This is a genomic window from Paenibacillus sp. HW567 (genome assembly GCF_000374185.1).
Classification (GTDB): domain Bacteria; phylum Bacillota; class Bacilli; order Paenibacillales; family Paenibacillaceae; genus Paenibacillus_AQ.
The window spans coordinates 1504929-1526708 of the sequence record NZ_KB910518.1; the positions used below are offsets into that span (position 1 = coordinate 1504929).

The following is a 21780-nucleotide window of genomic DNA, read 5'->3' on the forward strand; positions in this document are numbered from 1 at the left end:
ATCTGATTTATCAAACCTACGATATCATGGGCTGATTTGAAAAGGTAGGCAGACTTCATATATAACCGTTTGTGGAGCAACAGGCTCTACCTGGAAGTGCGGAATGCATAGTCTACGCGGTGCGTAAGGTTTATCTGCTAAGGACAAGAAAAGCAGTTCAGTTTTGGCAGGGCGGTACATTGTGGACCGTTTGGAATTTGAGATAGTATAACTCTAATATTAGAAACACTTAAATTAGAGACAGTACATCCGGGGAGGAATTATAATGGCACTTCATCAGACAATAACGGTTTTGAATACTTTGGACAGTGCTTATGCCAGCGGTGAGCAGGTCAGGCAGTTGTTCGTGGCTTATCCTGGGGTTAAAGTCGAGGTTGAAAAGGTACAGGGCGATAAAGGAAGCACTGAATTTGTAAAAATCACCATTCCGGGCAGCAACGGCAAAGCCGGGGGCGGTTCTGCCCCGACGTTTGGCATTGTGGGCAGACTGGGCGGCATCGGCGCCCGTCCCGGGCGGATCGGAATTGTCTCCGATGCCGACGGTGCGGTAGCCGCCGTTGCTTCGGCACTGAAGCTGGCCGACATGCAGTCTAAAGGAGATGTGCTGAAAGGCGACGTGCTGATCACCACGCATATTTGCCCGGATGCGCCGACGCTGCCGCATGAGCCGGTTGATTTCATGGATTCTCCTGTTGATATCCTGCAAATGAATGAGCATGAGGTGCTTCCTGAGATGGAGGCGATTCTGTCCATAGATACTACCAAAGGCAACCGGGTAATCAATCACAAGGGCATCGCGATTTCCCCTACTGTCAAGGAGGGCTACATCCTGCGGGTAAGCGAGGATCTGCTGCGGCTTCTGGAAATGACGACAGGCCAGCTTCCGGTTACGTTTCCGGTTACGACGCAGGACATCACTCCATATGGCAACGACCTTTACCATATTAATTCGATTCTTCAGCCGGCAGTAGCGACGGATGCTCCGGTTGTCGGTCTGGCGATTACCGCCCAATCCATGGTGCCCGGCTGTGGAACCGGTGCAAGCCACGAGGTAGATATTGCTTCAGCGGTCCGTTTTGCGATTGAGACGGCAAAGGAATTCAGCCAAGGTCAGTGCTCGTTCTATAACCAAGCCGAATTCGCCCGCATTACGGAGCTGTATGGCTCCATGAAGGTGCTGCAGACTCCGGGCAAACCGGCGGTGCCTACAGCCTGAACTGGCAGGCAAGCTGAGATAACGTCGCGTTAGCTTCGGCACGGATGTAGAGGAGGGAACAGGTTGAAGACTATAGGGCTGATCACCATTGGCCAAGCCCCAAGGACCGATGTGGCTCCAATTCTTGAGAAGTACCTGAAGGGACGTGCAGCGCTGCTTCAGTCCGGGGTGTTGGATGGCTTCACTCAAGCGCAGGTCCGCTCGAACTATGGACCCGGAGAGGGAGAATATGTGCTGACCTCCCGGATGGCGGACGGATCTGCTGCTGTAGTCTCCAGAGAGCGGATAAAGTCGGTGCTGCAAGGGAAAATTGATGCCATGGAAGCCGCTGGAATTACTACGATTCTGCTGCTGTGCACCGGTGAATTTCCCGGTCTGCGCACAACCCGCGCCCACTTGATAGAACCGGACCGGATTATTCCTCCTGTAGTCCTGGCGCTGGCCGGAAAACGCCGCCTGGGGCTGATTGGCCCTTTGCCTGAGCAGGAGAAGCATATGAACGAGAAATTTGCTGGGGCCGCTGCGGATCGCGGGACTGATTCTGGTTCGGATTCTGGTTCTGGGTTGCCTTTTGCCTCCGTCTCACCTTATACCGGAAGCGAAGCCGAATTCCGGGCTGCTGCGGAGAAGCTGAAGGGCCGTGCCGATCTGATTGTACTTGACTGTATGGGCTATGTGGAGCAGCATAGAGCATGGGCGTCTTCAGTTGGAATCCCTGTCGTGCTGTCGAGTGCGCTGATGGGGAAGCTGATCGCTGAAATGGTGTAATCAGGAGGAAATGAACATGAGTGAAGAGCGGATTAATATCAGTATGAATGTCCTGAAGGACTGCCTGGGACTTGGCAGCCATGAGCAACTAGCCGTAGTGGCAGATGATGACAAGCGGGAGCTTGCCGAATCGGTCTATGAGGCCGGCAAACGGCTTGGCGCCGAGACGGTGCTGCTGATTATGAGCAATCGGACCCGTTCCGGCGAAGAACCGCCTGCCGCCATCGCCTCGGCGATGGCCAAGTCGGATGTGGCCGTGTGTATTACGACCCATTCCATGACGCATACTGCGGCCCGCAAGCAGGCGGCTGCGGCGGGAACCCGCGTAGCCACCATGCCTGGCATGACGGACGATATGTTCAGTCAAGGGGCGATTACCGCCGATTATGGGCAGGTGAAGGCATTAACCGAGCAGGTGGCCTCGCTGCTGTCCGGCAGCAGCAGCGTCCGGATCGAGAAGGAAGGATTAAGCTTGTCCTTCTCGACCGAAGGGCGGGATGGCATACTCAGCACCGGCCTGTACCTGAATCCGGGAGAGTCGGGCAATCTGCCTTCAGGTGAAGCCTACATTGCACCGCTGGAGGGTACTGCCACAGGAAAGATTAAAGTGGACGGCTCCATTGCCGGAATCGGCGCGTTGAGCAGTCCGATGATTCTTACAGTAGAGCAAGGGCGGCTGACCGCTGCCGAAGGCGAAGGCGGAGACAAGCTGCTGGAGATGCTGGGTACAGGCGATGGCCGGCTGCTCGGCGAATTCGGCATCGGGACTAATAACAAGGCGAGAATAACCGGTGTGGTACTGGAGGATGAGAAGGTCTACGGCACAATTCATGTGGCCTTCGGCAGCAACAATACCTTTGGCGGAGTCGTAGCGGCAGGCGTTCACATTGATGCCGTGGTGATGAAGCCGGACGTTTATTTGGATGATCAGCTCATTATGCGTGCAGGAGAGCTGCTATAGATTATATTTAGGGTCTTGCGAAGGCTGACTGACAGGAGGGATACAGTTGCTGGGAATCATACGTGTCATCACACTGGAGGAGGAGGCTTCCATTCATCTGCATGGGAAGCTGATTGAACGCCGCTTCGGGCTGCCTGTCATGAGCCGGTGTATACAGGACCAGCCACTGGGCGTATTCAATGACGCAACGGAAGCGGAATCGGTTCCCAAGATCATTGCGCTGGCCCGCGAGTTGGAGCGCAGCGGCTGCACCGCCATTGGAATCAGTTGCGCGGCTGATCCCGCACTGCTGGAAGCCAGAGCCGCTGTAGGGGTGCCTGTTCTTGGTGCAGGCTCCTGTGCTGCGCATTTGGCGATGGCGTATTCCAGCCGGGTGGGCGTCCTGACGATTCTCACGGAGGTTCCGCCGTTTATACGCAGCATTCTTGGAGCGGCGTATGTGGGCATGGACCGTCCGGACGGAGTTACGACGACCCTTGATCTGAATACGCCGGAGGGGCGCGCCGGGGCATTGGCCGCAGCGGCCAGGCTGGTGGAGCGTGGAGCGGAAGCCATTGTGCTCGCTTGTACAGGCTTTGCGACCATCGGGCTGGCCGCTGAGCTGGAAGAGAAGCTCGGTGTCCGTGCGCTGGACCCGATCCTGTCGCTGGGAGCCGCCGTGGCTGCGGCGGCCTCATCGCCGGACCGGTCAAGCAGAATATAAATGATTTTTCGCTGAAACGGAAACGTCCTTTTTTAAAGGACAGCGTGCCGTTTTAACTTGTACGACTCCAGAAACGGGTGACGCCTTATCCCAAGGGCGGTGCCCGTTTCTTTTTTGTGAGACTGTTTGGTATGTCGGAAATAAGCAGTTACATGAACTTTATAAATTTTTCCTTTTGGTTATTCGACAAATTCTGATAAACTATCGAGAAATCAAGCTTGGCATAGTTCAGGAAAAAACAAGAAATACTGTAGACAGCAGAAGGGGGAAGGATTGTTGAATACTAGGGGCATTACGTTAAGAGAGCTGATGGAGCTTAAGGTTCTGTCCAAAGCGACCGTCATCAGCGGCATTCAGGGACTGGACCGGGTGGTACGCTTTGTGGATATTATGGAGGTCCCTGATCTGAAGGGCTGGATCAGTGAAGGCGTAATGCTGCTGACCACAGCCTATTCGATCCGCCACGATCCTTCGCTGCTGACCGAGCTGGTCTACACCCTCGATCAATTGGGCGCAGCCGCGCTGGCGATTAAGCCGGCCCGCTTCCTCAAAGAGATTCCCCAGGGGGCCATTGAGGCCAGTAATATCTGTGGTCTGCCGATTGTGGAGATTCCGCCGGAAATTCCGTACACGGATATTACCCAGCCGGTGATGGAACTGCTGCTCGGGCGTCAAGCGATGCTGCTGCGCCGCGCAGAGGAGGTGTACCGGACCTTGACGACGATGGTGCTGGAGAACAGCGGGATTCAGGCCGTGAGCGACAACGTGGCTGAATTCTTAAAGGCGCCTGTTGCCCTGGTCAATACGGAGCGGAAGGTTATTGTCTCTTCACCGTCAGCGTTCGACTGGTCGATGGCTGAGGAGCCGCTAAGCTGGAATATTCATGTGGACCGGCGGACAGTTGCAAGACTGCTGGTGGATAAGAAGAAGCTGGATGAGATGGAGGAGGTCGGGATTGAGCAGGCCCGTCTGGTGTTCGCTCTGGAGCTGATGCGGGAAAAGGTGGCTGAGGATACAGAGTTCCGGCTGCGGGGCAACTTTATTGATGAGCTGCTGACGCCTCCCCTGCCCTCCAGGCATGAGGTGGAGCGGCGGGCCCGCCAGCTTGGGATGAACCCTGAACACAAATGGGAGGTTGCCGTAATTGAAGGGGAGACGGCGCCAAATGAAGAGACGGTGAACCGGCTGCTGGACCGGGAAGCCCGGAAACGCGGGGTAACCCCTCACGCGGAATTCCGCTCGAATAGAGCGGTGCTGTTCCTGCCGACCCCCGATGGCCGCAGGTTCAATACTGCCGGTGAGGGGGAGGAGACATGGGCGGCGACGCTTGAAGGCTGGCTTCAGGACAAAGCCGAAGGGCTGGGAGGCTACCGCACGGGAGTAGGGACTCAGGAATATCTCTGGGATATTCAGACCAGCTACAATGAAGCGCGCAAGGCGCTCTCCGTGGCAAGACGTCTTGGTCAAGGGGCGGGTGGAGTGACCCGCTACGAGGAGATTGAGGTATACCATCTGCTGGAAGGTCTTAGCGGAGATGGCTTCGCCGCCCTGTTCGAGCGCAAGCTGGGCAAGCTGCGGCAGTATGACCAGGAGCATGACAGCAACATGCTGCTGACATTCTACCATTATCTGGAGTGCAGGGGGAGCCTGATTGAGACGGCGAACAGCCTGTACATCCACCGCAATTCCGTTAAATACCGGCTGGAGCGGATTCGTGACATCACAGGTTTTGATCTGAATGATCCACGCGAGCAATTTGTATGCCATTTGTGCTTGATCTACTACTATTTGCAGGAAAAATAAGCGGAATGGCAATTTTATGGAGTGGCGTGTTAGAAAAAGTAACATTTAAACGCAGTAATAGTGCACAATCGACAAACGGTTGTGCTTTTTTTTAGCTGAACGGGACGTAGAGTGGAGCTTAAATTCTATGTAGAATTAGCACAACTACTAAAGAGAACCAAGAAACCGCAGGGTACCTGACATGGAACCTCGGTTGCAGGCTGGATATGCCGCTGGCTACAGAAGCGTAAGGGGGTTGATTCATTGTTTGCTTACACATTAAAAAGACTGGCACAGATGATTCCGGCCTTGCTCGGCATTATCGTGATTACGTTCATCCTCTCCAGAGTCTTGCCCGGTGATCCCGCGATCATGCTGGCCGGGGAACAGGCCCCGGAGGAGACGGTGAACAAAATCCGCCAGGACATGGGTCTGGACAAGCCGCTCTACATTCAATTCTTCAGTTATTTCGGGCAGTTGTTCCGAGGGAATATCGGCTATGCCTATCATACGGGACATTCGGTGGCGAGCGATCTGGCGACACGTTTTCCGGCCACACTGGAGCTGACGATTGCCAGCATTCTGATAGCGGTTCTGGTGGCCATTCCCGTTGGGATTATTGCGGCAACCCGCAAGGAGTCGATCCTCGACCACATCTCGCGTGTCTTCTCGCTGATTGGCGCATGCGTGCCGATCTTCTGGCTGGGCCTGATTTTCATTTATGTCTTTTATTCAATTCTTGGCTGGGCGCCTGCGCCGATGGGGCGGATCAGCGGTGACCTGAATCCTCCGGTTCACATCACCGGGATGTATGTGCTGGACAGCATTTTATCCGGAGATATCCTCGCTTTGAAGAGCAGCATCGCCCACCTGGTGCTTCCGGCGATCTGCCTCAGCACAGGAACGATGGCCATCGTGGCCCGCATGACCCGCTCCAGCATGCTGGAGGTTGTTGATCAGGACTTTGTCAGAACGGCCCGGGCCAAGGGGCTGCGCGAATCCGCTGTGGTCTACAAGCATGCGCTTGTGAATGCGCTGATACCTACGCTTACTGTACTCGGATTGCAGTTCGGCTATCTGATGGGCGGCGCGGTCATTACGGAGACGATTTTTACCTGGCCGGGCATCGGCGGTTATGTTACGGATTCGATTCTGGCTGCGGATTACGCACCGATTCAAGCTTTTACCCTGGTCAGCGCCATCCTCTACTGCGGAATCAACCTGGCAGTCGATCTGATCTACGGCCTCATTGATCCACGAATCCGCTATGAATAAGCATTTACGTACGTTTCGGAAAAGGAGGAGATTTCCATTGAGCACGGCAGCACAGTCAGCGCAGGGCAATCCTTCGAAACCCGCTGCTGCACACAAACCCAAAACCTTACTCAATCTGCTCCTGCATAACCGGCTTGCCGCCATCGGTCTTGTCTGTATTCTGATCTGGACCGTGACCGCTCTGATTGCCCCGTGGATTGCCCCGCATGATCCGTACGTTACGGACATGGCGAATAAGCTTCAGGCGCCGTCGGGCAGCCACTGGTTCGGCACGGACAACTTTGGCCGGGATATCTTTAGCCGTGTGCTGTATGGAGCGAGAATCAGTATTTGGACCGGCCTTATTGCCGTAGCCATTTCATTCCTGATCGGTGTGCCGCTCGGCGGCATTGCCGCCTACTACGGCGGACGGACAGGGAGCATAATTATGCGGCTGATGGATGTTCTGCTGTCCTTCCCGTCGCTGGTGCTGTCTATGGCGATTGCCGCTTCCATCGGAGCGGGGCTGACCACAGCAATGATTGCTGTCGGTATCGTCGGCATTCCGGAGTTTGCGCGGCTGATGTTCGGCCAGACAGTATCGCTCCGCGAGAAGGAGTATGTGGAGGCCAGCCGGGCCATCGGCGTGAAGGACTCGGTTATTCTCTACCGTCATATTTTGCCGAACGCGCTTGCTCCCCTGATGGTTCAGGCGACACTGGGCATGGGCTTCGCCATCCTGACGGCTTCCAGCCTCAGCTTCCTCGGTCTTGGGGTCAAACCTCCGATTGCCGAGTGGGGGGCGATGATCTCTGAAGGCAGAGAGTATATCATCTCCGGGCAGTGGTGGCTGGTAACCTTCCCGGGCCTTGGAATTGCTACCGCCATTCTCGGTTTTAACCTTCTCGGAGACGGTTTCCGGGATGTACTTGATCCACGGTTGCGGTCGGGCAAATAGCTAAGAGCAGAGGCGGTCTGATCCCCTCGGCTCCATATTATTTCCCGGTAAATATAAATCAGCAGCACTATGTTAGGAGCCAGGAGAAAAGGGAGGAATTATTGATGAAAAGAGTAAAACTGCTGTCCACGCTTGTCGCTTTTTCAATCCTGCTGGCCGGCTGCGCAAGCAGCGCCAATCCGCAGACGCCGGCTGCCACTTCGGGGGCTGAAGGAACCGCAGCGCCGGCTCCAGCAGCCAAGCCTTTCCTGACCGTTGCTTATTCCGAAGGCGGTACGACACTCGATCCGGCAGAGGCCAATGACTTGACCTCGGATACCCTGGTGCTTGCGGCGTATGATCAGCTCGTAACCTATGGCGTCAAAACAGAAAACGGGGCGAATATCGCAAATACTGAGGATATCAAGCCGATGCTTGCCGAGAGCTGGGAGGTGTCCGGCGACAATACGCTCTACACTTTTAAGCTGAAATCGGGCGTGAAGTTCCAGAGCGGCAATCCGGTAGATGCGGCTTCAGTCGTGTATTCCTTTGACCGTGTTGCGAAATCCAGCTCCGGCAGCTTCCTCTACGGCATGGCTGCAATCAAGTCGGTTACGGCCAAGGATGATTCCACCGTGGAAATCGCCTTGACGAATGCCAATCATAATTTCCTGCAAATTATGGCGATGTACACCTTCTCCATCGTGGACAAGAAGGCGGTCGAAGCGCAAGGCGCCGACTACCTCAATACAAATGCTGCCGGTTCCGGCCCCTTCAAGCTTGAGAAATGGGACCCGGCCACCGAAGCGGTCTTTACCCCGAACGAAGACTACTGGCAGGGTGCGCCGAAGCTCGGCAAGGTAACCCTGAAGTTCACCAAGGAAGCCTCTAACCGCGTACTGCTGCTGGATAAAGGCGATGTAGACATGGCGATTGAAATTCCGCCGAAGGATGTTGATTCGCTGAAAAGCAACAGCAGTCTGACCGTAGCCTCGAACGCGAGCAACCGGATTCTCTACTTTGCAATGAACAACAAGGTGAAGCCTTTTGACAATGAAAAGGTCCGCCAGGCCATCAACTATGCGATTCCTTATGACGAGCTGCTGACTGGTGTAATGTACGGACAGGCCAAGCAGATGAAGAGCTCGGTTGCCAGCAATACCCCGGGCTTCACCGATGCAGGCTATGTCTATGAGCATAATCTGGACAAAGCAAAGGAATTGCTGAAGGAAGCAGGTTATGAAAAAGGCTTTACGTTTGACTTCACGCTTGGCTCCGGCTTTGACGACTGGGAAGATGATGCGGTGCTGATTCAGGCAGAGCTGGCCAAAATCGGTGTCACGATGAACATCAACAAGCTGGCCCGTGCCCAGTTCCTGGAGCAGCAGAAAACGAAAAAGCTGACGGCTTACATCTCCAAATGGACTTCTTTCGTCAACGATCCCGGCTATCATCTTGGCTTCCTGATGTACGGCAAAGGCTCCTCCAACTATCAGAACTATGAGAATGCGGAAGTAGACAAGCTGTGGGAGCAGGCCAATACAGAGACGGACGCGGCCAAACGGGCTGAGCTGTACAAAAAGGCCCAGGAGATTATTACAACGGAAGCACCTTGGGCGTACCTGTATGAATACAACCGGATTGTCGGTATGAGCAACAAAATCAGCGGTTATGCGTTCTACCCGGATGAGGTCATCCGCTTCTACCCGCTGTCGGTAACGGAATAGGAGATTGTTTTGAATAAAGAGCGGACGGGCCAACGCGGCTGCGGTCCCTCTTTTTCCAAATTACAGCGTGTGAAAAGGAGACAGATCATGGTGACAGATTGGAAGAGCAAGGTGCTGAGCGCGATAGATGAAGAGCAGGAGCAATTGCTGGAGCTGTGCTCGCAGTTGATCCGGTTTCCTTCCGAGAACCCTCCGGGCGACTCGCGCGATATAAGTGCTTTTATTATGGAGTATTTGAAGCAGGCTGGGATTGATACAGAGGTGCATCCGGCGACCGAAACGATGCTGAACCTCGTCTCCACATTGAAAACTGAGGCCAAAGCGCCTTCCGATAAAAAATTGATCTTCTGCGGACATACGGACGTCGTGCCTGCCGGGGATTTGTCCCGCTGGGATTTCGATCCGTTCTGCGGCGATATCGTGGACGGCTACCTGCTGGGAAGAGGCGCTTCCGATATGAAGGCCGGACTTGCCGGACTGATCTTCGCCATGGGGCTGCTGTCGCGACTCGGCGTTCCGCTGCGCGGCGATCTGGCGCTCTTGGTCGTGCCGGATGAAGAGACGGGCGGTCATCTCGGCGTGCCGTGGGTGCTTGAGCGTGGCCTGGTTGCAGGAACGGCAGCAGTCATTGCCGAGCCATCCGGCCCGTTGAATCCGACGATTGGGCAGAAGGGAAGCTGCTGGTTCGAGTTCACGGTGGAAGGCACGCCGGGACACGGCAGTCTTGCGCCGGTGGTCGGGGAGAGTGCGATTGTCAAAGCAGCCAAGGGAATTGAAGCGCTTCAGCGGTTATGGGACATCAAGCCGGACATCCCTGAGGAGGTCAAGGAGATTATCCGCATCTCCCAGGATTATGTGAAGGAGCGTGAACAGGACGGCTCTATCGCCTATCAGGTGTTCGATCATGTGACGGTCAACATTGGAACAATTCAGGGCGGAACCAAGGTGAACGTGGTAGCCGACCGCTGCACGGTGCAGGTGGACTCCCGGGTGCCTTTTGGCGTCGATTACCGGGATGTGCTGGACCGGGCGCGTTCGCTGCTGCTTGAAGCAGGGATTGAGTCCGAGGTCAAAGGCTTCGGCTTCCAGGGCAATGCCAACTGGACCGCTACGGAAGAGCCGGTTGTCAGTGATCTGGTGGAGAGCATCTGCGAGGTGAGCGGCGAGGAAGCGTACGGTGTGCTGCAATGGGCCTCCAGCGATGCGCGCCATTTCCGCACCCACCAGATTCCGGTGCTGCAATACGGCCCTGCCGAGCTGTCCACCATCCACAATTTTAATGAAAAAGCGCCGGTCTGGCAGATTATCCAGTGCGCCAAGGTCTATGCGCTGACAGCGCTGAAGTACCTTGGGGTAGAAGAGTAAGGTAAACTGACAAATTTTACGTTAAGCCGATGAGTACTATTGATGTTACGATTGGTTGAGAGACAAACTACTGCATTTTCTACAGCAGAAGAACGGGCTTTCTATATAAGTTGAAGTTAAAAAAATCATAAAAAAGGTAGGAGTACGGAGGGGAAGTTTGGAACTGTAGGAGCGGTAGCGTCCGCCTTTGTCTTCGAATTTCATCCGCTAAGAGCGGTATAAATCAAGAAATTTGAAGACAACAGCGGCCGGAAGTCCAAACATTCCCCGCAGTTACGACCAGTACCCTAATATGAAAATCCGCGGGGAGGGATCAAGATGACAGAACTGCTTGAAGTATCCGGGCTGGCTACCGAATTCGTAACGGCTGCGGGTACGATCCGTGCGGTTGACGGAATCAGCCTGTCCGTGCACAAGGGGGAGACGCTGGGCATTGTCGGGGAGTCGGGCTGCGGTAAAAGCATTACCTCGCTGTCCATCATGCAGCTCCTGCCGAAGCGGATCAGCCGCATTGCCGCCGGACAAATCCGCTTTGAAGGCAAGGATATGCTGCAGATGCCGGCAAAGGAAGTGCGGAATATCCGCGGCAACCGGATTGCGATGATCTTTCAAGAGCCGATGACCTCGCTGAATCCGGTCTTCAAAATCGGCCGGCAAATTTCGGAATCCGCGCGTTTTCATCTCAAGCTCGGCAAGAAGGAAGCGGAAGAACGGTCGGTGGAGATGCTGCGTAAGGTCGGGATTCCCCGTCCGGAAAAAATAGCCCAGCAGTATGCCCATCAATTATCCGGCGGGATGCGCCAGCGCGTGATGATTGCAATGGCGATGGTATGCAATCCGCAGCTACTCATTGCCGATGAGCCTACGACTGCTCTGGACGTGACAATTCAGGCACAAATTCTGGACCTGATGCGCGAGCTCCAGCAGACTGAGGGCATGTCCATCCTGATGATCACCCATGATCTCGGGGTCGTTGCGGAGATGTGTGACCGGGTCGTCATTATGTACGCAGGCCAGATTGTAGAGGAGGCGGATGTCGCCACCCTGTTTAACACGCCGCTGCATCCCTACACCCGGGGACTGCTGGCTTCGCTGCCCCAGCTTGCCGGAGAGAATGACCGGCTGCCCTCGATTCCGGGCCAGGTGCCGAATCCGGCCAATCTGCCGACCGGCTGCCGCTTCGCTCCGCGTTGTCCGGTAGCGGTTGAGCGCTGCTGGGCGGAGCGTCCGGAGCTGCTTGAGACCCGGCCGGGGCATAGCTGCCGTTGTCTGCTGCAGGAGGAGGAAGTATCATGAGCGCGATTCTTGAAGTACGCAACCTGAAGAAGCATTATCCGATCCGCAAAGGCTTTTTTGCCAAGCAGGTCGGGGCTGTCAAAGCGGTGGACGGCATCACTCTGTCTGTAGAGAAGGGAGAAACCCTTGCCGTTGTCGGTGAATCCGGCTGCGGCAAGTCTACTACGGGGCGGGCCATTCTGCGCCTGATTGAGCCGACGGACGGCGAAATCCTCTTTGACGGCACAAATGTGCGCAGTCTGAATACCGAACAACTGCGGCGGTTCCGCACCGATATGCAGATGGTGTTCCAGGACCCGTATGCTTCGCTGGACCCGCGCTGGACCGTCCAGCGCATTCTGGAGGAGCCGCTGCGGACGCATGAAGCGGCGAAGAACAGCGAGCTGAAAAGCCGTGTCGAGCAACTGATGGAGGTCGTCGGCCTTTCGCCTTACCAGGCGCACCGCTTCCCGCATGAATTCTCAGGCGGTCAGCGGCAGCGCATCGGCATTGCCCGGGCGCTTGCGCTGAATCCGAAGTTCATCGTCTGTGACGAGCCGGTCTCTGCCCTGGATGTTTCCATTCAGGCACAGGTGCTCAATCTGATGCAGGACCTGCAGGAGCAGTACGGTCTGACCTACATGTTCATTTCCCATGACCTGTCTGTCGTGAAATTCATCAGCGACCGGGTTGCAGTTATGTACCTGGGACGTATTGTCGAGCTTGCTCCCACCAAGGAGCTGTTCGCCAAGCCGCTGCATCCGTACACTCAGGCGCTCATGTCGGCAGTGCCGGTGCCGAATCCGGGACTGAAAAAATCACGGATTGTGCTGACCGGAGATGTCCCGAACCCGGAGACACCTCCGACCGGCTGCGCCTTCCATCCGCGTTGTCCGTTTGCGATGGACAAATGCCGCAAGGACGAGCCGGTGCTGCGCGAGCAGGACTCGGGGCACCAGGTTTCCTGCCATTTATATTAAGGAAGAAGTATTGAGGCCATCCGGGAGCGGGTGGTCTTCGTTTTTATTAGGTCAGCCGGATATTTCTGGTTGGCCTATTTTTATGGTGTTTTTTTGTGAGGGCTTGTGCATTATTGGTGGATGTGGAGTCACTGCTATTTGCGGCGATGCAACGATTACCTTGTTTGTCCTGGTAGTTGTATTTTGTACAGTTAAAAACAATGATAAATAAGTTTTTTTAGGAATAACTGCATTGGGTGCAATTAAAAATCGTAGATAGCTCTCTTTTGCCGAAATGCTTACTTTTTAGCTGCAGGAAGTGCAATTAAAGCTCAAAACGCGCCATAGTATTGGTTTGTAGTTGTATGAAATACAGTTAACAGTTCACAAATGGAATAATTTTCACCTTTTCTGACCATACTGGAACACAGTACCTGTGAAATGAAGGTTAATGTTCAGGAGGGGACCATTGTGAGAAAAATGCGTTATGCACTGCTTGCGCTCTGTGTTGCTGCCTCGGTTCTGGGAGCGGCATCCGGCGCGAACGCAGAGGAAAAGGCCAAACCCAAAGGCACCGGTAAAACCGCCGCTGCTGTAGATCTAGCCCCGGGAGCACGTTCCGCCATACTTATGGATGCGAACACCGGCACCATCATCTATGAGAAGAACAGCCACGACAAGCTGCCGCCGGCGAGCATTACGAAGATTATGACGATGCTGCTGACCGTCGAAGCGCTGGACGAAGGCAGGCTGCAGTTGACCGACAAGGTGCGGACAAGTGAATATGCCGCTTCAATGGGCGGGTCGCAGATTTTTCTGGAGCCTGGCGAAGAGATGACTGTGGACGAAATGCTCAAGGGCATCGCGATGGCCTCGGGCAATGACGCTTCTGTGGCGATGGCGGAGAAGCTGGCCGGCTCGGAGAGCGCTTTTGTCGATCAGATGAACAAGAAAGCCGAGGAGCTTGGCTTAAAGGACACGCATTTTGCCAACTGTAACGGGCTGCCGGCAGAGAATCACTATTCCTCCGCCCACGACATTGCCGTCATCAGCAAGGAGCTGCTGAAGCATGAGCGGATTATTAAGTATACAGGCGCTTACCAGGATTATCTGCGCAAGGACTCAGCGAAGCCGTTCTGGCTGGTGAATACGAACAAACTGGTGCGCTTTTATACGGGGGCTGACGGTCTAAAGACAGGTTATACATCCGAAGCCAAGTTCTGTCTCTCCGCGACTGCGGCCAGAGATGGACTGCGTGCCGTCGCTGTCGTGCTGGGCGAACCCAACACCAAGACGCGCAACAGCGAAGTGTCGGGGATGTTCGATTATCTCTTTTCCCAGTATAAGGTACACACCATCCACAAGGCAGGGGACGCCATCGGCAAGGTGAAGATTGAAAAGGGTGTGAAGACGGAGCTGCCGCTGACCGCCAAGGAAACATACAGTGTGCTCCTGCGCAAAGGAATCACCCAGGAAGGCATCCGTCACGAGGTGGTGCTTCCGAAAAGCATCAAAGCTCCGGTAACCGCAGGCCAAACGGTGGGCAAGCTGGTAGTCTATCAGGGCACTAATGTGCTTAAAGAATATGAGCTGAAGGCGGACGCGAATGTCGCCAAGGCGGGCTGGTGGAAGCTGTTCAAACGGTCAACGGGTTCCCTGTTCAAGTTTGATTAATTTCTTGTTTTTTGTAGATTGATCCCCTGCCTTCTGTAGATTCGTAGGGGTTTTCTTCTAGTTTTGTCGTGAGGCAGGATTCCTGAATTGCTGCGTAGAAAACCTTGTCCTTGTAGGGGAAAGAACTGATGTACAGGCGGTTTTTGAAAGCAACGAAGAGGAGAGTGGCAAGCATGAATTCTCATGTGGAGATGGAGCATCACCGGGGTGTGCTGATTGTCCGGCTGTCTGGAGAGCTGGATCATCATGCAGCCGAATATGTACGTATGGATATGGATGAAGCGATTATGCGGGGTCAAGTGGAGCATCTGATTCTCAGCCTGAAGGAACTCCAGTTTATGGACAGCTCCGGGCTTGGCGTGATTCTCGGCAGGTACAAGCTGATCCGCAGCAAAGGCGGCAAAATGGTTGTCTGTGATGCCACCGCACCTGTAAAAAGGCTGCTGGAAATGTCGGGCTTGTTCAAAATCATGCCCCTATATGACAACGAGAGTGCTGCACTCTCGGATTTGGAGGTTGCGTTATGACAAAAAGCGAAGCGGGTAACTTCATGAGCGTCCAGTTTGCCGCACTGTCGGAGAACGAATCGTTCGCGCGCGTGGTGGTGGCGGCTTTTGTGTCCCGGCTCGATCCTACGATGGATGAGCTGAATGACCTGAAGACGGTCGTGTCCGAGGCGGTCACCAACTGCATTATCCACGGGTATGACAGTGATCCCGAAGGAATTGTCAATATCTCAGCCTCCATCGAGCATGAAACCGTGCATCTCACCATTGAGGATAATGGCAAGGGCATTGAGGACCTGGAACTGGCCCAGCAGCCGCTGTACACGTCCAAGCCGGAGCTGGAACGGTCGGGCATGGGGTTTACGATTATGGAAAATTTCATGGATGAATTCGAAGTCACAAGTGAACCGGGGCGCGGTACCTCCATTTCAATGAAGAAAACCATCGTCTCGAAAAAAGCTTTATACAATTAGGGGTTGGAGCCATGGATGCAGAGTCAAAAAAAGCTCCGCCGACCTATTTGGACGATGCGGAGGTCAAACGTCTGATTGCACTCAGTCAAGCCGGAGATACTCTGGCCCGCGACACGCTGGTCAACTGCAATATCCGTCTCGTCTGGTCGGTGGTGCAGCGGTTTATGAACCGCGGGTATGAGCCTGACGATTTGTTCCAGATCGGCTGTATCGGACTGTTGAAGTCCGTCGATAAATTCGACCTCAGCTATGAGGTCAAATTCTCCACCTATGCGGTCCCGATGATTATCGGGGAGATCCAGCGTTTCCTGCGCGATGACGGCACGCTTAAGGTCAGCCGCTCGCTCAAGGAAATGGCCAACAAGGTCCGCAAGATGAAGGATGAAATGTCCAAAACGCTGGACCGCCTGCCGACCATCGGCGAGGTCGCGGAGGCGCTGGGCGTGACGCCCGAAGAAATCGTCTTCGCCCAGGAGGCCAACAAGCCGCCGACCTCGATCCACGAGACCGTCTTCGAGAACGACGGCGATCCGATCACCCTGATCGACCAGATCGCCGACGAGTCGCAGGAGCGCTGGTTCGACAAGCTCGCGCTGAATGAAGCCATCGGGGCCTTGACCGAACGCGAGCGCCTGATCGTCTACCTGCGCTACTACCGCGACCAGACTCAGTCCGAAGTCGCCAGCCGCCTCGGCATCTCGCAGGTCCAGGTGTCGAGGCTGGAAAAGAAAATCCTCGCGAGCATCCGCGAGCAGATCGCGCAGTAGTCCGGCTGTCAGGAGCAGGGCAATTGTCAGGAGCAGGTCGAGTGTAATGCAGCCAGGGTGACTGCTAGAGAGCAAGTAGGGAATAAGCGTTAACAGTCAGTTAGGTATGAGCAGTGAATGTGACGGGTGCAAGTTGATGCAGGAAGCCGCCTCGGGAGGGGCGGTTTTTTGGCGTGGGTTTAAGGGTGTTTTTATTTATATCCCGAAGTAGTATAAACTTTATCACAATGGTTTAATAGTCGTTGGAAAGACTATAGAAGCATTTTCTGTTATTTTATATTCTCCGTCTTACGGGACTTCTAATTCCGAACAAGCTGAGATTTGATCGAATCATGAATTTTAATAAACAAACAAATATGATTATGTTTATGTTCCTGGTGTCCAATGAAAAATTCAGGCATGCAACAATTGAAGAAGCGCAGGAATTTGCAATTTAGTTTCTGCGAGGAATGGTAATGTCTGTGTCGAAGCTAAAACAAGCCTGCATGTTCCTTCACATTATTGCTAAGATGCAAGATTTACTTTCATTTCAACCAATTGGAAGTAATTGTTACCCCTATCATCCACACCCAGTCTCGTCGCGTACAGCCGAATAAATCGAGCTAATATCGGCTGAGTGAACGTAAATGTCCTCACAGAACCGTTATTGCTGAAATTGGTATAGCTTTGCCCCGGTATATCCTGCCACCGGATGCCGTCATTACTATATTGCAGCTTGAAATCTAGTGGGAAACTGAGTATTCCTCTTGGCGTTACTGTGACACTTTTGACCGACTGACTGCTTACCAGATCAAGCGCAGCCCATTCTGTAGCGATGCTGCTGGCATGGTAAGGGCTGGACCAGATGCTGTTTGTATTATTATCTATCAGACGGGTTGCCGGCCAACCGGTCAAAGAAGCAGAGGCGGCTGCGTTAACCAGATTGGTTTTGAGTTCCGCTAATTGAAAATAGTAGTTGCCCACATCGTCCTTGCTGAGCTTCGTTGCATAAAGCCGGATATACTTGGCGATGACTGAGCTTTCAAAAGTAAACGTCTGCACATTGCCGTTATTAATATAATTGGTATAGGATTGCCCTTTAATATCCGTCCAGTTTACGGCATCATTGCTGGCTTGGAATTTGAAATCTACCGGAAAAGCATACTTTGCTCTCGGCGTGATCGTCACACTTCCTACTGTCTCTACCCGGCCCAAATGAAATGCCACCCACTCACTTTCTGTTGCCGTTCCATGTGGATTACTGGACCAGATTGAGGTAGTATCGTTATCGGTTAACCGGGCCACTGACCATCCCGGCAGACTGGATGAGGCAGCGACCTTTGAAGAATTCAGTGTAAATTCCCCAAGCTGAAAATAATAATTCCCCATATCATCTTTGCTTAGCTTCGTTGCATAAATCCGAACATACCTTGCTATCACTGAACGGTCAAAAGAGAAGGTTTGTACTTTCCCGTTATTCGCATAATTGGTATAAACCTGTCCCGGAATATCCGTCCAGTTAACAGCATCCAGGCTATATTGCAGCTTAAAATCTTTTGGAAAGCTTAAAGTGCCGCGTGGTGTCAGACTGATTCCGCTTATAAATGTAGTGTCTCCGGCATCTGCAGCAATCCACTCAATACTCGCCTCATTGCCACGGGCGTTGCTAGACCAGTATGAAGCATTGTTCCCGTCAATTAACCGTGAGGCGGGCCAACCTGGAAGGCTGGAGGAGGCGGTGATTTTACTCAGATGAACATTAAACTCTCCCAATTGAAAATAGTAGTTCCCCATATCATCTTTACCTAATTTTGTAGCGAATACTCGAACATACCGGGCAGCAATAGAGTTGTTGAAGGTGAAATTTTGAATACTTCCGTTGTTAGAATAGTTTGTGTAAGTCTGACCAGGGATATCCGTCCAATTAATCGCATCGGTACTGGATTGCAGACGAAAATCTTTAGGAAAGCCCATAGTGCTGCGTGGAGTCAGACTGATTCCCCCGATAAAATGAACGTCGCCTAAGTCTGCTGCTACCCACTCCGTTCCCTGTTCAACCGGATGTCCATGACTCGACCAGATACTTTCCGCATTTCCATCCCCTAGCTTATAAGCCTCCCAGCCAGTGAACGTCGAAGAAGTGAACAGAGCAGGCATATCGGATTGAATAGTGCGTAACATGTTGCCATTGGCATCATACACATTGTAGACGGTGTTGTAAGGAGTGAGTGTGTAAATCAGCTTCGTCCCTCCTAAGTCATATTGGTAATATGTTTTAGAATTGTTTAGCGATTCGACTGTAGCGGCCTCGGCAGTAGCTAAAGCTGGTTTGTTCAAAAACGTAAGCATTAAAAACAGTAGGGTTACGATGCTATAGCGATAGTTCATCAGGAAGCTCCTCATAAGAATAATAGGTATGTAATCTACTGAATTATGGATTGTAGTACTGGGAATGGTCAAGCTGAAAGTAGCCGATTGAGAAAGATTTTTATTTCAGTTATTACTTTTGATGAAATTAGACATATAATGATAAATTTCGACAAATTACCTCTATATCCAAATATTTATTTTTGTCGTATGATGCAAAATAGAGACTTAGCTGAAAATTTACTTAAAGTTAGCTTTAAATTAACTGAAAGAACGGGGGAAGAGCCAGTTATAGCAATGAGAGACACAATGGAAAGATTAGAATGACAGGAGCATGAGCCTTAATGAATTGGAGATTTATATGGCTCAGCTTTGCTGTGTTGGCCGTAATCGTTGCAAGTAAGGTCTCTTTCGTACATTCAGCCAGTGTGCAGACAACCGATTATATTGTTATTAATTGTCCGGGAACGACGGAAACACAAAAAGCCTATGTATACAATAAAGGCAGACTGAAAACAGAGATTTGGCCGGATCAATGGGAACCTTCTCAAGAAAAATAAAAGTATTTTAACTGTTTCGTATATGGTCAGCCGTGTCTTACGACCTTTATGTGCTCGGTGTCTCCATGAACGTCCAAAAGGTACTGTTCCCCACATGGACAGAAACAGGTGGTCAGGATGATATTGAGTGGATATAGGGACAGAAGGCTGCGCCGGGAGTGTGGAGAGCGACTGTAGTTTAAAGTAAGCATAATTCCGAGTGGGGACTTTATGTGTCTATGCAGACGGAAAAGCGGTTGGTGGATGGGAGTTCGTAGTCAAGGATGAAACGACAAATGCGAGAACCGCGCAAGCGTGAAACAGATGACGGACAATGGCGATAAGACTGTCACCTTCATCAACGTGAACAGCAACAAAGCACTGGATGTCTCAGGTGGGGCACCGTGAATGGAAATCTGCTGCAAATGTGGACAAGCAATCAGACGACATCCCAGAAATGGAAGTTGATAAGGGCGATTCCGAGCGGGGTTGATTGCTCACACGGTCAGTGGGAAGGCATTTGATGTGGCGGGTGGAGGAACGAATAATGGAACAGCCGTTCATTTGTGGACTGGTAATGGAACAACGGCCCAGCGATGGATCGTCTATGACACCGGGATGACAGGCTACAAGCTTAAGAATGTGAACAGTGGAAAAACGCTTGAAGTAGCCAAGGGCTCCAAGAACAATGGAGCGCTACTTCAAGTATGGCCGGATAATGGGACAACCACTCATCGTTGGATCATATAGCAGGATGCATCAGATAGTTTCATTCTGATTAATACGAACAGCAATAAAGTGGTAGATATTCCGGGAGGAAATATTGCGGACGGGGCATGTCTTCAGATTCATACAGCGAATGGGACAACCTCGCAGCAGTGGAAGCTTATACGGAAAAATTGATTGAAACAAGTATCCAATAACATCCGTTACTCAATGCTTGTATAGCGATCTTGATCAATTGGAGGAAGAGCAATTTGAACATTAGCAGAGAGCGATTTTTACTGAACAGAATAGTTACAATTTTTGCATGTGTGTTGATCTTCGGTGCACTGTTCGCCGCTGTTGTTCCTGAAAAGATACATGCTGCTGCCAGATCAGCGACCATTATATCTCATACCATACCTTCTAATATGAGAATGGGGACGAGCTATACCGTAACCGTGACTGTACGAAATGATGGGCCTTCGGTGTGGACAGAAAAGGATCACTTTCGCCTTGGAGCGGTGGGAGATTCCGATCCATTGTCTACGACCAGGCAGCTTATACCTGACGGCAGGGAAGTACATTCAGGGGAGTACGTAACCTTCACCTTTACAATGACAGCACCCAGGAAGCTTGGAGTCGTTACCACGGATTGGCGCATGGTACAGGATGGAGTTGAATGGTTTGGGGATACTTTAACCTTTAATGTATCTTTATCGAATACAGTAGCCAAAAATGCAGCTACTATTATTTCTGATACGATCCCCGATGTAATGGCTAAAGGACACAGTTATCCTGTAACCATTTCTGTACGTAATGATGGTCAAGGAATATGGTATGAAGAAGCTTTTTATCGCTTAGGAGGAGTGGGGGATAATGATCCCTTTGCAAATACCCGACAAAATATTTTGGATGAGCAGGTAATAATAGGACAAACCACCAGTTTCACTTTCTTAATGAAAGCACCTGATGCAGCGGGAACGTATACCACAGACTGGCGTATGGTGCAGGACGGGGTTGCTTGGTTTGGTTCCACGTTGACCAAAAATGTGCAGGTTACGGATGGAACACGGAATGCTTCTATGATCAGTCATACCATACCGTCTATAATGGAGGCCGGAAAAACTTATGATGTCTCTATCACAGTCAGGAATACCGGAAATACCAGTTGGTATGAAGATAGTACTTCAGTGGGGAAATATCGACTTGGTGGTGTAGGGGACAGTGACCCGTTTACAATACACCGGATTTTTTTACCTTCAGGTGTTATTGTTTCACCGGGTGAGAAGTATACATTCAAATTTCAAATGAAGGCTCCTTCAGCAGCAGGTGTGTACATAAGCGATTGGAGTATGCTGCAAGAGGCGGTGACCTGGTTTGGTGAGGTGCTCACTCAGACAGTTACTGTAGTTGATCCCTCCAGAACGGTTAATTACGATTACGATGCTGCCGGAAGAATGAAATATGTCAAATTACCCACCGGAGAAACCATCTACTACTACTATGATGTCAATGGCAACCTGATTCGCAAAGAGAAGCGATAATGGATTTCACTTGAAACGCGGGGTAGATGATGAAGTTCGATTATTATCAGCAACGAACGGCACAGTTACACAAACCTTCAATATGAGGGCAACCAGTGGGTAGGTTCATCGGCAGTCACCATAATATTGAATGACTTCCAGCCTCCGGACCAGACTGATTCAGTCCGTAAATGTGCGGCCTTTACTCAGATACAGTTCGCATTACAGGCAATGTTGCCAAAAAGAATACCGCAGCGGAGACGGGATCGTCGCTACGGTACTGAAGAATGGTACACGGCT

21 protein-coding genes are annotated in these 21780 nt (G+C 52.2%); 20 read left to right on the forward strand and 1 reads right to left on the reverse strand.

The window, feature by feature from the left end; genetic code table 11:
* Nucleotides 1-265: 265 nt before the first annotated feature.
* From B212_RS0106665 to sigF, 15 genes are all read left to right on the forward strand, one after another.
* Nucleotides 266-1216 (forward strand): DUF1177 domain-containing protein, encoded by a 951-nt coding sequence (locus tag B212_RS0106665; RefSeq protein ID WP_019909733.1) that lies wholly within the window; start codon nucleotides 266-268, stop codon nucleotides 1214-1216.
* Between the two features lie 63 nt (nucleotides 1217-1279).
* Nucleotides 1280-1984, forward strand: a complete 705-nt coding sequence (locus B212_RS0106670; protein ID WP_019909737.1) for an AroM family protein — start codon at nucleotides 1280-1282, stop codon at nucleotides 1982-1984.
* A gap of 16 nt (nucleotides 1985-2000) precedes the next feature.
* Complete coding sequence (locus B212_RS0106675) at nucleotides 2001-2945, forward strand: aminopeptidase (RefSeq protein ID WP_019909738.1); 945 nt, start codon at nucleotides 2001-2003, stop codon at nucleotides 2943-2945.
* 46 nt (nucleotides 2946-2991) lie between these two features.
* Nucleotides 2992-3648, forward strand: a complete 657-nt coding sequence (locus tag B212_RS0106680; protein ID WP_019909739.1) for an aspartate/glutamate racemase family protein — start codon at nucleotides 2992-2994, stop codon at nucleotides 3646-3648.
* A 276-nt stretch (nucleotides 3649-3924) separates the two neighbouring features.
* Entirely contained in the window at nucleotides 3925-5451 is a 1527-nt protein-coding gene (locus B212_RS0106685; RefSeq protein WP_019909740.1) for a PucR family transcriptional regulator, read from the forward strand.
* A 243-nt stretch (nucleotides 5452-5694) separates the two neighbouring features.
* Nucleotides 5695-6705, forward strand: coding sequence for an ABC transporter permease (locus B212_RS0106690; protein WP_019909741.1), 1011 nt, complete (start codon nucleotides 5695-5697; stop codon nucleotides 6703-6705).
* Nucleotides 6698-7642, forward strand: coding sequence for an ABC transporter permease (locus B212_RS0106695; RefSeq protein WP_084673247.1), 945 nt, complete (start codon nucleotides 6698-6700; stop codon nucleotides 7640-7642). Before B212_RS0106690 ends, B212_RS0106695 begins: the two co-directional genes overlap by 8 nt.
* 104 nt (nucleotides 7643-7746) lie before the next feature.
* Nucleotides 7747-9348 carry an ABC transporter substrate-binding protein gene (locus B212_RS0106700; protein WP_019909743.1) on the forward strand — a complete coding sequence of 534 codons (1602 nt, stop codon included), beginning with the start codon at nucleotides 7747-7749 and terminating at the stop codon, nucleotides 9346-9348.
* 87 nt (nucleotides 9349-9435) lie between these two features.
* On the forward strand, nucleotides 9436-10713 hold the full coding sequence (locus tag B212_RS0106705; RefSeq protein WP_019909744.1) for an ArgE/DapE family deacylase: 1278 nt from the start codon (nucleotides 9436-9438) through the stop codon (nucleotides 10711-10713).
* A gap of 318 nt (nucleotides 10714-11031) precedes the next feature.
* A complete protein-coding gene (locus B212_RS0106710; protein ID WP_019909745.1) occupies nucleotides 11032-12009 on the forward strand; it encodes an ABC transporter ATP-binding protein in 978 nt (325 codons plus the stop codon).
* Nucleotides 12006-12968, forward strand: a complete 963-nt coding sequence (locus B212_RS0106715; protein WP_019909747.1) for an ABC transporter ATP-binding protein — start codon at nucleotides 12006-12008, stop codon at nucleotides 12966-12968. The genes B212_RS0106710 and B212_RS0106715 overlap by 4 nt, the downstream gene beginning before the upstream one ends.
* A gap of 459 nt (nucleotides 12969-13427) precedes the next feature.
* Entirely contained in the window at nucleotides 13428-14621 is a 1194-nt protein-coding gene (locus tag B212_RS0106720; protein ID WP_028530660.1) for a D-alanyl-D-alanine carboxypeptidase family protein, read from the forward strand.
* 173 nt (nucleotides 14622-14794) lie between these two features.
* Nucleotides 14795-15148, forward strand: coding sequence for an anti-sigma F factor antagonist (spoIIAA, locus tag B212_RS0106730; protein ID WP_019909752.1), 354 nt, complete (start codon nucleotides 14795-14797; stop codon nucleotides 15146-15148).
* A complete protein-coding gene (gene spoIIAB / locus B212_RS0106735; RefSeq protein WP_019909753.1) occupies nucleotides 15145-15600 on the forward strand; it encodes an anti-sigma F factor in 456 nt (151 codons plus the stop codon). Before spoIIAA ends, spoIIAB begins: the two co-directional genes overlap by 4 nt.
* An 11-nt stretch (nucleotides 15601-15611) precedes the next feature.
* Nucleotides 15612-16367 (forward strand): RNA polymerase sporulation sigma factor SigF, encoded by a 756-nt coding sequence (gene sigF, locus B212_RS0106740; RefSeq protein WP_019909754.1) that lies wholly within the window; start codon nucleotides 15612-15614, stop codon nucleotides 16365-16367.
* A gap of 504 nt (nucleotides 16368-16871) precedes the next feature.
* Here sigF and B212_RS0106750 read toward each other — a convergent pair.
* Nucleotides 16872-18734, reverse strand: coding sequence for a discoidin domain-containing protein (locus tag B212_RS0106750; protein WP_019909756.1), 1863 nt, complete (start codon nucleotides 18732-18734; stop codon nucleotides 16872-16874).
* 323 nt (nucleotides 18735-19057) lie between these two features.
* Between B212_RS0106750 and B212_RS0106755 the strand changes: the two genes are divergently transcribed.
* From B212_RS0106755 to B212_RS0106765, 5 genes are all read left to right on the forward strand, one after another.
* Nucleotides 19058-19273, forward strand: coding sequence for a hypothetical protein (locus tag B212_RS0106755; RefSeq protein WP_019909757.1), 216 nt, complete (start codon nucleotides 19058-19060; stop codon nucleotides 19271-19273).
* Nucleotides 19274-19567: 294 nt separating this feature from the next.
* Nucleotides 19568-19660 (forward strand): RICIN domain-containing protein, encoded by a 93-nt coding sequence (locus B212_RS35260; RefSeq protein WP_232231466.1) that lies wholly within the window; start codon nucleotides 19568-19570, stop codon nucleotides 19658-19660.
* Between the two features lie 81 nt (nucleotides 19661-19741).
* Entirely contained in the window at nucleotides 19742-20002 is a 261-nt protein-coding gene (locus B212_RS0106760; RefSeq protein WP_084673250.1) for an RICIN domain-containing protein, read from the forward strand.
* A 21-nt stretch (nucleotides 20003-20023) separates the two neighbouring features.
* On the forward strand, nucleotides 20024-20155 hold the full coding sequence (locus tag B212_RS35890) for an RICIN domain-containing protein (RefSeq protein ID WP_084673251.1): 132 nt from the start codon (nucleotides 20024-20026) through the stop codon (nucleotides 20153-20155).
* 74 nt (nucleotides 20156-20229) lie between these two features.
* Nucleotides 20230-21501 carry an NBR1-Ig-like domain-containing protein gene (locus B212_RS0106765; protein ID WP_019909759.1) on the forward strand — a complete coding sequence of 424 codons (1272 nt, stop codon included), beginning with the start codon at nucleotides 20230-20232 and terminating at the stop codon, nucleotides 21499-21501.
* Nucleotides 21502-21780 lie beyond the last annotated feature (279 nt).

Bases quoted from the DNA above. Each gene is read 5' to 3' on its own strand.
- spoIIAB (WP_019909753.1), top strand. From the start codon at position 15,145: ATGACAAAAAGCGAAGCGGGTAACTTCATGAGCGTCCAGTTTGCCGCA.
- spoIIAA (WP_019909752.1), top strand. From the start codon at position 14,795: ATGAATTCTCATGTGGAGATGGAGCATCACCGGGGTGTGCTGATTGTC.
- sigF (WP_019909754.1), top strand. From the start codon at position 15,612: ATGGATGCAGAGTCAAAAAAAGCTCCGCCGACCTATTTGGACGATGCG.
- B212_RS0106700 (WP_019909743.1), top strand. From the start codon at position 7,747: ATGAAAAGAGTAAAACTGCTGTCCACGCTTGTCGCTTTTTCAATCCTG.
- B212_RS0106750 (WP_019909756.1), bottom strand. From the start codon at position 18,734: ATGAACTATCGCTATAGCATCGTAACCCTACTGTTTTTAATGCTTACG.
- B212_RS0106665 (WP_019909733.1), top strand. From the start codon at position 266: ATGGCACTTCATCAGACAATAACGGTTTTGAATACTTTGGACAGTGCT.
- B212_RS0106675 (WP_019909738.1), top strand. From the start codon at position 2,001: ATGAGTGAAGAGCGGATTAATATCAGTATGAATGTCCTGAAGGACTGC.
- B212_RS0106720 (WP_028530660.1), top strand. From the start codon at position 13,428: ATGCGTTATGCACTGCTTGCGCTCTGTGTTGCTGCCTCGGTTCTGGGA.
- B212_RS0106710 (WP_019909745.1), top strand. From the start codon at position 11,032: ATGACAGAACTGCTTGAAGTATCCGGGCTGGCTACCGAATTCGTAACG.
- B212_RS0106705 (WP_019909744.1), top strand. From the start codon at position 9,436: ATGGTGACAGATTGGAAGAGCAAGGTGCTGAGCGCGATAGATGAAGAG.
- B212_RS0106695 (WP_084673247.1), top strand. From the start codon at position 6,698: ATGAATAAGCATTTACGTACGTTTCGGAAAAGGAGGAGATTTCCATTG.
- B212_RS0106755 (WP_019909757.1), top strand. From the start codon at position 19,058: ATGAATTGGAGATTTATATGGCTCAGCTTTGCTGTGTTGGCCGTAATC.
- B212_RS0106715 (WP_019909747.1), top strand. From the start codon at position 12,006: ATGAGCGCGATTCTTGAAGTACGCAACCTGAAGAAGCATTATCCGATC.